The organism is Streptomyces sp. NPDC104581, from assembly GCF_055583685.1.
Genome location: NZ_JBVJNN010000008.1, coordinates 79,683 through 92,984, shown reverse-complemented (window position 1 = coordinate 92,984; position 13,302 = coordinate 79,683). Strand labels below are relative to the sequence as shown.

Genomic DNA, 13,302 nt, shown 5'->3' with positions numbered 1-13,302 from the left:
CGAGACACCCGCTGTCATGGTCGTGCCACCGGAAAGCGATCCGGTCCGACGGAACGATTCAACAGGGGGAATTGTGCTCGGCGTACCGCACTGCAACTCCAAGAAGACCACGGCCCGTTCGCGTACCGCTCGCACCCTCCGCTCGGCACGGACCGCACTCGCCCTCGGTGTCTGTACGGCCGCGCTGACCCTGTCCGCGGGGACCGCGTCGGCCTCCGCCCCCGTCGCGGCGCCGGGCGCGCCCCACCCGGTGACGGCGTGTGAGTCGGCCGCCGCCGCCGTCGTCGTCCCCGAGAAGGCCGCCGGGACGGCCCTGGCGTTCTGCAAGCTTGTCAACGGCTGGGACTAGGCGCGGCCGGTGCGGTTTCAGCTCCTCGGGCCGCTCAGCATCGCGGACGGTCCCGACACCGTCGTCCTCCAGCCGTCCAAACCCACCATCCTCCTCGCCTCGCTGCTCCTGCACGCCAACACGGTCGTGTCCGCCGAGTACCTCCAGCGGACCATGTGGGGCGAGGAACAGCCCGCCACCTCACGTGCCGCGCTCCAGACGTGCGTCCTGCGGCTGCGCCGGCTGTTCACCAAGCACGGGGTGACCGAGACCCCCATCGAGGCCGTGCCCGGTGGCTACCGGATCACGGCAGGGCCCCGGCATCTCGATCTGATCGGCTTCCGCGAAGAGGTGCGGCGTGCCGCCGACATCACCGAGCCGGAGAGCGAACTGCACGTGCTCAAAGGCGCGTTGTCGCTGTGGGAGGGCTCCGTACTGGCCAATGTCCGCTCCGACGTACTGCACCGCGACGAAGTCCCCCGGCTCGTCGAGGAGCGGCTGCGGACCCTGGAGCGCGCCTGCGATCTCAAGCTGCTGCTCGGCCGCTGCGGCGAGGCGCTGGTGGAGCTGTGGAGCGCCAGCAGGGCCCACCCCGGCCATGAACGGTTCCGCGAACAGCTCATCGAGGCCCTCTACCGCACGGGCCGTCAGACCGAGGCCCTGGCCGAGTACCGGACGGTCAAGGAGTACCTGCACGACGAGCTGGGCGTGGACCCGTCGCCCGCGCTGCGCCGGCTGGAACTGGCCATCCTGCGCGGCGAGGACCTCGGTCCCGCCGACGACCGCCACCCGGCGGGCGCCGCGTACACCCTGGCTGGCGGCGCCGAGCGCCGCCCGCTCACCGCACCCGCCGCGCCGCCCTCGGCGGTCGTGGAACCCGTCGCGGCCGTGCACTCCTTCACCGGGCGCGAGGCCGAGACCGGCGCCCTGCTGGAGCGGCTGACCGCGCCCGGCCCGGAACCCGTCACCCTCCTGGTGTCGGGAGCGCCCGGAATCGGCAAGACCGCGCTGGCCCGGCACCTCGCCCACCAGGCCAAGGACAGTTTCCCGGCGGGGCTGTTCATGGTGCGGATGGTCGCCCCGGACGGTACGCCGCGCAGCCCCGACGACGCGGCGGCCGAAGTGGCCGCCGCGCTGCGCGACCAGGTCCGCGGCGAACGCGCCCTGCTGGTGCTGGACGACGTGGTCGACGCCGACCAGGTCCGCCCGCTGCTGCCGGCCGGCGCCGACGGCGCGGTCGTCGTCACCAGCCGGCGCGGTCTCGCCGGACTCGTCGCCACCCACGGCGGCTGGGTGCTGCGGCTGGGCACCTTCACCGAGGCGGAGTCGTACGCGCTGCTGGTCGCCGTCCTCGGCGCCGAACGCGTCGAGGCGGAACCGGAGGAGGCCCGCCGGCTCGCCGACGCCTGCGGGCACCACCCGCTCGCGCTGCGCATCATGTCGGCCCGGCTGCTCACCCGGCCGGCGCTGCGGCTGGCCGACTCCGTCAGCTGGCTCGCGGAGGACCCGCTGGCCCGGCTCTCCCTCGCCGACTCGCCGGAACTCTCGGTGCACCGCGTCCTGGGCGGGGCGCTCGACCGGCTCGACCCGCGGCTCGTCGAGGCGTTCCTGAAGGTCGCCGCGCAGATCCCCGACCACTTCACGGCCGAGGACGGCGTGCGGGTGCTGGGGACGTCCCCCGCCGAGGCGGACGACGTACTGGACCGGCTCGCCGACGCCGGGCTGCTGGAGGAAGGGCCGCCCGGCCCGTACCGGGTGCACGAACTGCTCCGCGTGTACGCGCGCAGAACCGCGCCGTTTCGATCCCGACCGATACAGAAGGTGTGAATCCCATGGCTGCAGAAGCGACAGCGACTCCCACGGCCGTCGCGCCTCCGGCGGCACAACAGACCGAGACGGCGCCCCCTTCGGCCTCGGACGCTTCGGCTGCCCCGGCACCGAGCCCGGCGGTTTCCGCCTTCGACGCCCTGGCCGGCACCAGACCCCGGGTCCGCCGGGACGTGCTGTTCACCGAGACGCCCGGCGGGGTCCTCTTCCACAACGCCGACGGCGGCTTCCACCTCACCGGCCGCACCGCCTACCGGTTCGCCTCGCTGATGGTGCCGCACCTCGCCGGCCACCACCGGCTCGGCGACATCTGCCAGGGCTTCGGCCCCGCCCAGCAGGCCATGGCCGCCGAACTGGTCAAGACCCTCTACGAGCGCGGCTTCGCCCGCGACATACCCGAGGAGGAGGCCGACCCCGCCGCCGCGGACGCGTCCGGTGCCGACGACGCCCTCACCGACGCGGTCACCACCCGCTTCGCCGCCCAGATCGCGTACGCCGACCACTACGCCGACGGCGCCCTGGCCCGCTTCCGCCGCTACCGCACCACCCGCGTCGCGATCCTCGGCACCGGCCCCGTCGCCCGCTGGTGCGCGCTGAGCCTCGTCCGCAACGGCTGCGCCGCACTCGCCGTCGAGGGCGACGCCGACCGCGACCCGGCCCTGCTCGCCGAGATCGCCGAACTGGCCGCCCAGGACTGCCCGGTGACCCTCGACACCCTCACCGCGCGCCCCGGCTGGACCGCGCTCGACGGCTACGACGTCGTCGTCGTGACCGGCCCCGACGCCTCCGCCCGCACCCACGCCCTGCTTCGCGCGGGCGTGCCGGAGGGCACCACCCTCATCCCCGCCTGGACGTTCGGCCGCAGGTCGGTCACCGGGCCGCTCAGCAAGGCCGGTTCGACCGGCTGCTGGTCCTGCGCGGTGCTGCGCCTCGGCGGCAACACCGACGCCGGCACGGCCGCCGACATCTGGAGCGAGGTCGCGGGCGGCGCCACCGGCGGCGCCTCGGGGCGGTCCGCGCCGGCCGGCCCCGTCGCCGCGATGTCCGGCAACCTCCTCGGCTACGAGATCTTCCGTCTCACCACCGGCGTGCTGCCCGCCGAGACCGAGGGGCAGGTCCTCGTCCAGGACCTCGAATCCCTCGACGTCATGGCCGAGCCGGTCCAGCCGCACCCGCGCTGCGGGCTCTGCGCGCCCGCCGCCGCGGCCCCCGGCCCCGCGCTGCCCGGCGGACTGACCCTGCCCGTCACACCGACCGTGGAGAGCGCCGGCGACGCCGAGGCGCTGGTCGAGGACCTCAACCGGATCAGTACGGTGCTGGTGCGCCCCTTCACCGGCGTCTTCGGCCGGTACGACGACGAGAGCCTCACCCAGACCCCGCTCAAGATCAGCCGCGTGGAGCTGGCCGTCGGCCACGGGCCGCGCCGGCGGATCGCCGCCTTCGACGTGCACCACCTGGCGGGCGCCCGGCTGCGCGCGCTGTACGCGGCGGCCGAGGCGTACGTCGAGCACGTCGTGCCCCTCGCCCCCGAGACCCTCGCGCCCGGCGCCCCGGCACCGGCCGACGCGGTCGTCCCCGACCGTCTGACCACGGGCGGCGGCACCGGCGCGGACGCCGAAGCGGTCGGCGCCTGGCTCACCGCGACCTCGCTGCTGACCAAGGAGTCCGTCAGGGTGCCGGCCGCCGCCGTGCGGCCCTTCGGCCCGTACAACACCGACCGTCTGCACCAGGCGACCACCGCCGGCGCGGGAGCCGGCCCCACCCCGCAGGAGGCCGCGGGCCGCGGTCTGCTGTCGGCGCTCGCCCACGGCGCGCTGCTGCGCGCGGTACGCGGCGAGGCGCGGGGCGCGCTCGTCACCTCCCCGGCGGCCGGGGAGCCGGACGCCGACCCGGAGCTGGTGTTCCTGCTCAAGTCCGTGCCGAACGTGGGGATCCGGGCCGAACTCGTCGACCTCGGCGAGCAGGAGCACTCCGGCGCCCATGTCGTGCTGGCCCGTGAGACGGGCGGCGCGGACGGGGACCGGCCCGAGGGGCTGGGTCGCTGGGCCGTGGCGGCCGGGCTCTCCCGGACCACCGCCGCGTGCGCCGCGCTGCGCGACCTCATCGGCCAGGTGCAGCTCGACGCCGAGGACCCGGATTCCGCGGTCGACACCGGCGACCCGCTGATGGGTGAACTCGCCGCCGCCACCGTCCTGCTGACCGCCGATCCGGTCGCCGCCGACGCGACGGCCACCACCTTCGACGCGGTCCTCGACCGGCTCCGCGAGGCCGGGCGCGACGTGCTGTACGTCCCCACCACCCCGGCCGACCTGCCCGCCGGCGGCATCAGCACGGCGCGCGTCCTGCTCACCACCGGTCCGGCCACCGGCCGCGACGGCGCCGTCACCACCGGCGTGGAGGGTGCGCCCGATGCCCGCTGAGCCCTGGGCGCGGTCGGCCCACGACCTCGCCACCCTGATGCGCCGGGGCTTCGACGCGGCCTTCGAGCCCGCGCCCGCGCTCGACGTCGCGCCGCTCGGCGTCCACGACGCGTTCGCGGACGGGGGCCCGGCCGACGGGGAGCCGGCGGACGCCGTGCCCGTACGGTTCTACGGCCGGCACGCCGTCGTCGGACCCTTCCCGGAGCCCGGCGCGGCCACGCACCGCCCCTGCGCCCGCTGTCTGGCCCGCCGCTGGCAGGCCGTGCGCTCCGTCGCGCTGCGCGAGGCCCTGGAGCTGGGCTCCGGCACCAGGGCCGCCGGGGAGTCCCCGTACATCACCCCGTTCACCGCCGACGCCCTCGCCGGGCTCGTCGCGGCCAGACTCGCCGGGACGGGGCCGTCGACCGGCTCCTTCCCGGCGGTCCACCTCGTGGACCTCCAGACCCTTCGGACACGGCACTACCCGCTGGTGCCCGACCCCGAGTGCCCGCGCTGCGGACGCGCCGAGGAGGACACCGCCGAGGCGGCCGTCCTCACGCTCAACCCCGCGCCCAAGCACAAGCCGGGCAGCTTCCGGCTGCGCGACATCAGCGCGTACGAACTGCCCGTGGAGCCGTACGCCAACCCCGTCTGCGGCTCCCTCGGCCCCTCCGTCGTCCAGGACATCTCCTCCGCCTCCACCTCGGCCACCATCGGCTGCTTCTCGATGCGCAGCGGCGACTACCTGCGCGAGACGTTCTGGGGCGGCCACGCCGACACCTTCGCGCAGAGCGTGCGCATCGGTGTCCTGGAGGGACTGGAGCGGTACGCGGGGATGCGTTCGCGCGCCAAGGTCGCCGGCGTCCACGGCTCGCTCAACGGTCTGCGGTCCGCCGGGGAACGCACGCTCGATCCACGCGACGTCGGCCTGTACTCCGAGGAGTTCCACCGGGCCAACCCGCGCGTCACCCCGTTCCACCCCGACCGTGAACTCCCCTGGGTCTGGGGCTACTCGCTCCGCGACAAGCAGCCCGTCCTGGTGCCGGAAGTGCTCACGTACTACCACGCGCCCGGTCTGGAGAACCGGTTCGTACAGGAGAGCTCCAACGGCTGCGCGTCCGGCGGCTGCATGGAGGAGGCCGTGTACTTCGGCCTCATGGAGGTCGTGGAACGCGACGCCTTCCTCCTCACCTGGTACGGGCGTGCCGCCCTGCCCGAACTCGACCCGCGCACCAGCACCCGCGCCGCCACCCGGCAGATGGTCGACCGCCTGGAGATGTACGGGTACGAGGCCCGCTTCTTCGACACCCGGATCAGCTTCCCCATCCCCGTCATCACCGGTGTCGCCGTCCGTCCCGACGGCGGCAGGGGCCGGATGTGCTTCGGCGCGGGCGCCGGACTCGACCCCGAGTCCGCGCTCGCCGGGGCGCTCTGCGAGATCGCCACCGACGCCGTCAACCTCCAGGGCCGCACCGAACGCGACGAGGACCGGCTGCGCGCCATGGCCACCGACTACGACAAGGTCGCGGCGCTGCACGACCACCCGCTCGCCTACGGCATCCCGGAGATGGGCGACAACGCCCACTTCCTGATCGGCGAGCCCGGCGCGCCGCGGCCGCCGAAGCGGTCCCTGGCCCGGGCGTACGGCGACGGATCCCTGCCGCCCGTCTCCGACGATCTGCGCGACGACCTCACCCGGTGCGTGAGCGCCGTCACCGACAAGGGATTCGACGTGGTCGTCGTCGACCAGACGATGCCCGAACAGCGTGACCTCGGACTGACGACGGTCTCCGTGATCGTCCCCGGCCTGCTGCCCATCGACTTCGGGTGGACCCGGCAGCGCGCGCTCGGCCTGCCCCGGTTGCGCACCGCGCTGCGCGAGGCGGGGATGCGGGAACGCGACCTGACCGACGCCGACCTGAACCTGGCGCCGCACCCCTTCCCCTGACCCGAACCCCCGAGAGGAGTCCCACCATGGGGTACGCCCATGACTACGCCGCCGCGATCATGCAGCGGGGCCGGGTCCCGATGGCACCGGCCGATTTCGTGCCGAACTGGTCCGACGGTCCCCGCAAGGCGAAGTACTACCCCGGGGTCGACAGCCTGCCGCTGCCCGCCGCCGGCTATCCGGCGCACGCGAGCCTGGACCGCGCCTTCGACGGCGCCGCGGGCGCGACGGACCCGGCCACCGGGGAGGCGGCGTTCGACCTGACGTCGCTCTCCGGCATGCTCCTCGACTCCTACGGACTGACCGGCCGCCGGCTCGGCGTCCAGGCCAACACCGACCTGAGCGCCCTGCCGTTCTACCCGCTCGCCAACTGGTCGCGCGGCTCCGCCTCCGGCGGCGGCCTCTACCCCGTCAGCGTCTACTGGGTCTCCGGTCCGAGCGGCCCCGTCACACCGGGCCTGCACTACTACTCCACCCGCCACCACGCCATGCAGCGCCTGCTCACCGGCGACGTGTCCGGCGAGGTGCGGGAGTCGCTGGGCGGATACGGGGCGGACACCGACCAGTACCTGGTCCTGGGCATCAAGTACTGGCAGAACTCCTTCAAGTACAACAGCTTCTCCTTCCACGCCGTGAGCATGGACCTCGGCGCCGCCGTGCAGACCTGGCGCATGTGGGCGGGTGCGCGGGGCCTGTCGGTCGAACCGGCGATGTGGTTCGACGAGGCGCGGCTCCAGCGGCTCCTGGGCGTACGGGGCGAGGAGGAGGGCGTGTTCGCGGTCGTCCCGCTCAAGTGGGCGGGCGCGCGGGCGGGTTCGGCCCCGGTCGCCGGGTCCGGCGCCCTCTCAGGTCCTGTCTCCGTGCGGCGGCGTGACGTCGAGCGCTCCCGCGAGGTGTTCACCTTCGACGCGCTGCTGAGGATGCAGGAGGCCACGTCGGCGCACGCCACCGAACGGCCCGCCCCCGGCGCGCTCGCCCCGGCGGCGGCGCCCCCCGCCGGCGCGGACCTGCCGGTCGCGGCGCTGCCCGCGCCGCGGCCGATGCCCGCCGACGTACGGACCGTGCTGCGCCGCCGGCGCAGCAGCTTCGGCCGGTTCGACGCGAGCAGGCCCGTCACGGGCGAGCAGCTGGCGGCCTGCCTCGCCGCGTCCGCCGCGGGCGCGCGCCTCGGCGGTGACACCGGCACGGGCCGCGACGGCGACGGCGTACGGCTCACGAAGCTGTACGCGTTCGTCAACCACGTCGAGGGGCTGGAGCCGGGCGCGTACGAGTACGACCCCGACGCCCGTGAGCTGCGGCTGGTCAAGGCGGGCCGCCCCGGCGAATTCCTCCAGCGCAACTACTTCCTCTCCAACTACAACCTGGAGCAGGCCGGCGCCGTACTGGTGCCCACGATCCGCACCTCCGCCGTCCTCGACGCCGTCGGCGACCGCGGCTACCGCCTCGTCAACGCCACCATCGGAGCCGTCGCGCAGTCCGTCTACACGGCGAGCAGCGCACTGGAGCTGGGCTGCGGTGTCGCCCTGGGCTTCGACAACGTCTCGTACATCGAGGAGCTGGGGCTCGACGCCACCGGCGAGGCGCCGCTCCTGATCATGATGATCGGCAACGAGCGCCCCGCACCCGCCGACTTCCGGTACGAGATCGCCTGAGCCCGCGCCGATGACCAACCGGATGGGAAGCATGATGTCTGACCAGACCCGCGACGCGCGGGACCAGGACCCGAGACGCGCCTTCATGCTGCGCGTCGCCGGGCTGCCGATCGAGACCGTGCGCGCCCTGCGCTGCCCGGCGAGCCGCCGCTGGGCGGACACCGTGCTCGCCGAGGACGAGCGGCTGCGGGCGGCGGGGGAGCGCGTCGGCGATCTGCTGCACGATCTGGTCGGCCGCACCGGCGACGGCGCGGACGCCGGGCCCGACGAGGCCGCCGACCGGCGCGCGCTGCTGAAGCTGCGCCGCGAGGTGTTCAACAACCGGCTCCCGCAGCGGCCCGGCGAGGCCCTCGCGCTGGTCGCCGGACGCGACGCGGCGGCGGGCGAGGCCCTGTCGCGGTGGCTGCTCGACCGGCGTGACCTGGCCGCTCTGCGGGCCAACGGCGCGGAGCTGTTCGCCGGCGAGAGCGCCGAGGCGCGCGCCGCGCTGCGCGCCGTCGCGGGCGAGGAGCGGCTGCGCAAGGGGCTGCTGCTGGCCTCGCCGACGCTCGACGCGCAGATCGACGCGTTCGTGAAGGGGGAGGGCAAGCCCGACAAGCGCCGCAGGAAGATCGAGCGCTCGCTGCTCTCGTACCTGTACCGCACCGTCTGCAAGACCAGCCCCTTCTCCACGTTCACCGGCGTCGCGCTCGGTGAGTTCGACGAGTCCCGGGAGGACCCGGCGGGCGGGGACGGCTTCGAGGTGCGGTTCGCCGAGAAGTGGACCGGGCACGCGCGGCTCAACGTCGTCGCGCTGGGCCGCCTCGCCGAGTGCGTCATCGCCGACCCCGTACGCCGCGCCGATCTGCCCGTCGCGCCCGCGTCCGGCTGGGGCAGGGACGACGACCGGGTGCGTTACGTGCGCCGCTGGATCACCACCGGCGACGACGACACCGCCGTCACCTTCGACGCCGTGAAGGACCGGCTGTTCTTCCTGCGCCGCAGCGGCACCCTGGAGCGGCTGCTCGACTTCTTCGAGGAGAACCCGGCGCTGCGCTACGGCGAACTGGCGGCATGGCTCGCCGAGGACGCCGGGGCCGGCGCGGAGGAGGTCGAGCAGTACCTCTCCGCGCTGCTGGACATCGGCATGGTCCAGGTCCCCGCGCTGCGCACGGCGGTGCACGACACCGACCCGCTGCGCGCCTTCCAGCGGTCGCTGCGCGCACTGGACCGGCCCTGGGCAACCGCGCTGGCGGACCGGCTGGACGAGGCCGTCGCGCTGACCGACCGGTTCGCCGGGGCGGAGCCCGCCGAGCGCCGCGAGGTGCTCGCCGCGCTCCGGGCCACGATCGGCGACGTCCAGGTGGAACTGGGCGCCGAGCGGCCGAGGGTGCCGCAGACCCTGCTGTACGAGGACGCGGCGGCCGGCCGTGAGACGTCGATGGACCTCGCGGCCTGGCGCGAGCTGACGGCTGAGCCGCTCGCCCGGGTGGAGGGCGTCCTGCCGGCCTTCGACCTGACCCTGCCCCAGCGCGTCACCTTCAGGGGTTTCTTCCTCGCGCGGTACGGACAGGGCGGGCGCTGCGACGACCTCCTCAAGCTGGTGCACGACTTCCACGAGGACTTCTTCGACCAGTACATGACGTTCACCGCGAGCCGTACGACGTTCGACGCGGACGGCCGCTACGTACCCGAGGTGAACTGGCTCGGGCTGCCGCAGCTCAAGGCCATCGACTCGGCGCGGCAGATGTTCATCGACCGGATGCGCGCGCTCTGGGCCGCGGGGGCGGAGGGCGACGACGCGGACATCGATCTCGACGCCCGATTCCTCGCCGACATCACCGCCGAACTCGCCCCGGCCGCGCCCACGTTCGCGCCGATGAGCCACCACATCCAGCTCGCCGACCGCCCGCACGACCCGCTGGTCGTCCTCAACCGCTCGTACGGCGGGCTGTCGTTCCCCTTCAGCCGCTTCACCCAGTGCTTCGAGGGGCTCGACAGCGCACTGCTGGCCGCCGCGGACCGGGTAAGGCCGCCGGGCGCGGTGTTCGCCGAGGTGACCGGCGGCACGGTCACCAGCAACCTCAATCTGCACGGGCGGCTCACCGAGTACGAGATCGTCTGCCCCGGCGAGTCCGGCACCCTGCCGCAGGAGTACCGGATCCACCTCGACGACCTGTACATCGAGCACGACGAGAGCGCCGACCGGCTGGTGCTGCGCTCCACCCGGCTCGGCCGCGAGGTGATCCCCGTCTACCTCGGCTACCTCGTACCGCTCGCCCTGCCCGAGCTGCCCCGCACCCTGCTGCTCCTCTCGCCGACCTCGATGGCCCCGCTCAACGTCTGGGGCGGGGTCCCGGAGAGCGCGCCGGTGGGCGGGGTCACCCGCAGGCCGCGCGTACGGCACGGCAGCGTCGTCCTGAGCAGGCGGAGCTGGAGCGCGCCCGCCGCCGGACTCCCGCTGCACGCACCGGGGACCTCCGACGACGAGTGGTTCCTCGGCTGGCACCGCTTCCGGCGCGCGACCGGGCTGCCGGACCGGGTCTTCGTGACCGTCTCCGACTCCGGGGCGCGCGGTGCCACGGGTGCCAAGCCGCAGTATCTGGACTTCGACAGCGCCCTGTCGCTCACCGCGTTCGAGGCGCTGCTCAAAACGGCCGAGGCACGCGTCGTGTTCCGCGAGATGCTGCCCGACGAGGACGGGCTGCACGCCGTCTCCGAGCGCGGCGCCCATGTCGCCGAACTGGCCGTCGAAACGCTGGCCGGCGCGCCCCCCGAGCGGGCCCCGGACCTGCCCGAACCCGAATCCGCGGAGCTCGTATCCGCCGACTCCGCACGGAGGGACGCCTCATGACCGGCTCCGGCCCCTGGCAGGCCACCCACGTCTTCTACGCCGCCAACCCGCGGCCCTTCCTGATCCAGTGCGTGCGCCCGCTGGTCGCGGAGCTGGAGGCGGAAGGACTGATCGACAACTACTTCTTCATCAACTACTGGCTGGAGGGCCCGCACGTACGGCTGCGCCTCAAGCCCGTCAGCGAGGCCGCGGCCCCCGCCGTGCGCGCCCGCACCGAGCAGGCCGTCGACACCTTCCTGGCCGAGCGGCCGGCGCTGTACGAGGTGGACTCCGGGTTCCTCAACGACTTCTACAACACGCTGTTCGAGATCGAGTTCCCCGGCAGCGAGCGCGGCCACTACATGGACGACAAGGGCCGGATGAATCTGCGCCCCAACAACTCGCGCAGCGCCGAGCCGTACGAGCCGGAGTACGGCAAGTACGGCGGCCCCGCCGGGATCGAGCTGGCCGAATGGCACTTCAGGCACTCCAGCGATCTGGTCATCGAGGCCCTGCGCACCAAGAACCTCCATCTGCGGACCGTGCTGCTCGGCACGTCCGCGCAGCTGATGATGGTCATGTCGGGGACCTTCCTGCCCGACGACCGTGAGCTGACGGGCTATCTGGAGAGCTACTACGAGTTCTGGCACAAGGCGTTCCCCGGCACCGGCTTCATCGGGACCGACGAGTACGACAAGAACTACGCGGCGATGGCCCCCGGTCTCACCAGCCACTTCGCCCGTATCAGGGCGGCGATCGGGGCCGGGGAGACCGGCCGGCTGCCCGGCTTCCTCGCCGGCTGGGCCGAGCACTGCGCCGAACTGGACCGCCGGGCACGGCAGCTGGCGCTCGACGGCGACCTGGTGTTCCGGTCCTGGGACGGGGAGCGGGACGAGCGGGTGACGGACCCGTCGGTCGCGCTGCCGCTGCTGCTGTCCCCCTACATGCACATGACCAACAACCGGCTGCACGTCACCATCCGCGACGAGGCGTATCTCTCGCACGTACTGGGCCGGACACTGCGGGAGTCCGTGGCGCCGGCCGGGTCCGGGACGGAGTCCGGCACGGAGCGGGAGACGGAGGCGGAGGCGGTGGGCGCGCCGTGACCGCCCCCGCGGAGCGCGTCGACGCCGACCGGTACCGCCCGGCTCTCCGCCCCGACGTGCTGGTCAGCGACGAGTTCCTGCTCGGCGCCAGGAGCGTGCACCTCGTCAAGAACCCGCGGAGCGGCAAGTCGTACGAGGTCGGGGTCAAGGAACACTTCCTGATGGCGCGCATGGACGGTACGCGCGGTCTGGACGAGCTGGGCGCGGAGTACGCGGCGGAGTACGGCAAGCGCCTCGGCGACGCCAACTGGCAGCGGCTGCTGGGCATGCTGGGGGTCCGGGGGCTGCTGGAGGGCGGCCCCGCGACCCCGCCCGCCGGAACGGCGGGAACGGCCGGGGCGGCCGGGACCTCCGCCACCGACACCGCCGACGAGCCGCCGAAGCGCACCCTGCTGCGCGGCACGCTCCCCCTGGTCGCCGACGCCGACGCGACGGCCGACCGCCTCCACCGCGCCGTCGGCTTCCTGCTCGCCGCGCCCTTCATGGTCCCGCTGCTCCTGCTGATCACCGCCATGGAAGTGGTCGCCGTCGCGCGGCTCGGCGAACTCGTCGACGGCGCGGTGGCGCTCTTCACCAACCCGGTCCTGCTCGCCGGTGTCGCCGCGCTGCTCTGGTTCAGCACCGCGCTGCACGAGCTGGCCCACGGGGTGGTGGCGAGACGCTACGGCGGGCAGGTCGCCGAGATCGGACTGCGCTGGCGCCTGCCCGTCGTGATCATGTACTGCACGGTCGACAACTACCAGTACCTGCGCACCCGCTGGCACCGGATCGCGACCGCCGTCGCGGGCGCGGTGATGAATCTCGCGGTGCTGCTGCCGTTCTGCGCGGTCTGGCTCTTCGTACCGGTGGACGACGCCACCGGCGAGGCGCTGGCCGGGCTGCTGCTCCTCGGCAGTGTGCAGGCGCTGGCCATGCTCGTCCCGTTCCCGCCCCTCGACGGGTACAAGATCGCCGCGCAACTGTGCGGCGCGACCGCGCTCGCCGCCTCCAGCCGGGAGTACGTACGGCTGGCCGTGCGGCGCGACCCGGCGGCCAAGGCGTACCCGCGCCGGGCCCGTACCGCCTACCTCGGCTACACGGCGGGCTCGCTGCTCGTCCTCGCCGGGATCGTGGTGGCCGCCGCCGCGCTGGCCGTCCGTCTCGTCGCCGACTGAGCCCCCGCCCGCGTCCGCACGGCGGGCCCGCACCGCCCGCACCCCCGCACACCCGTCCCGCCCGCAAGGAGACCCG

General features: G+C 74.0%; 8 protein-coding genes. All 8 read left to right on the top strand.

All coding sequences use genetic code 11. The features are described 5' to 3' along the window. Positions 1-73 precede the first annotated feature (73 nt). Genes ACZ61E_RS09670 through ACZ61E_RS09635 form a run of 8 tightly spaced genes read left to right on the top strand, consistent with a single transcriptional unit; the run spans position 74 to position 13,226 of the window. Complete coding sequence (locus ACZ61E_RS09670) at positions 74-349, top strand: hypothetical protein (protein ID WP_469699006.1); 276 nt, start codon at positions 74-76, stop codon at positions 347-349. Positions 350-358: 9 nt separating this feature from the next. Beyond that, positions 359-2,155 carry an AfsR/SARP family transcriptional regulator gene (locus ACZ61E_RS09665; protein ID WP_469699005.1) on the top strand — a complete coding sequence of 599 codons (1,797 nt, stop codon included), beginning with the start codon at positions 359-361 and terminating at the stop codon, positions 2,153-2,155. Between the two features lie 5 nt (positions 2,156-2,160). Further along, positions 2,161-4,575, top strand: a complete 2,415-nt coding sequence (locus tag ACZ61E_RS09660; protein ID WP_469699004.1) for a TOMM precursor leader peptide-binding protein — start codon at positions 2,161-2,163, stop codon at positions 4,573-4,575. Then, entirely contained in the window at positions 4,565-6,502 is a 1,938-nt protein-coding gene (locus ACZ61E_RS09655; protein WP_469699003.1) for a TOMM precursor leader peptide-binding protein, read from the top strand. Before ACZ61E_RS09660 ends, ACZ61E_RS09655 begins: the two co-directional genes overlap by 11 nt. Positions 6,503-6,528: 26 nt before the next feature. Further along, entirely contained in the window at positions 6,529-8,154 is a 1,626-nt protein-coding gene (locus ACZ61E_RS09650) for a nitroreductase family protein (protein ID WP_469699002.1), read from the top strand. A 34-nt stretch (positions 8,155-8,188) separates the two neighbouring features. Next, entirely contained in the window at positions 8,189-10,987 is a 2,799-nt protein-coding gene (locus ACZ61E_RS09645; RefSeq protein WP_469699001.1) for a lantibiotic dehydratase, read from the top strand. Further along, positions 10,984-12,072 (top strand): lantibiotic dehydratase C-terminal domain-containing protein, encoded by a 1,089-nt coding sequence (locus tag ACZ61E_RS09640; protein ID WP_469699000.1) that lies wholly within the window; start codon positions 10,984-10,986, stop codon positions 12,070-12,072. The genes ACZ61E_RS09645 and ACZ61E_RS09640 overlap by 4 nt, the downstream gene beginning before the upstream one ends. Next, positions 12,069-13,226: a metalloprotease gene (locus ACZ61E_RS09635; protein WP_469698999.1), complete on the top strand. Its 1,158-nt coding sequence runs from the start codon at positions 12,069-12,071 to the stop codon at positions 13,224-13,226. The genes ACZ61E_RS09640 and ACZ61E_RS09635 overlap by 4 nt, the downstream gene beginning before the upstream one ends. Positions 13,227-13,302: the final 76 nt, after the last annotated feature.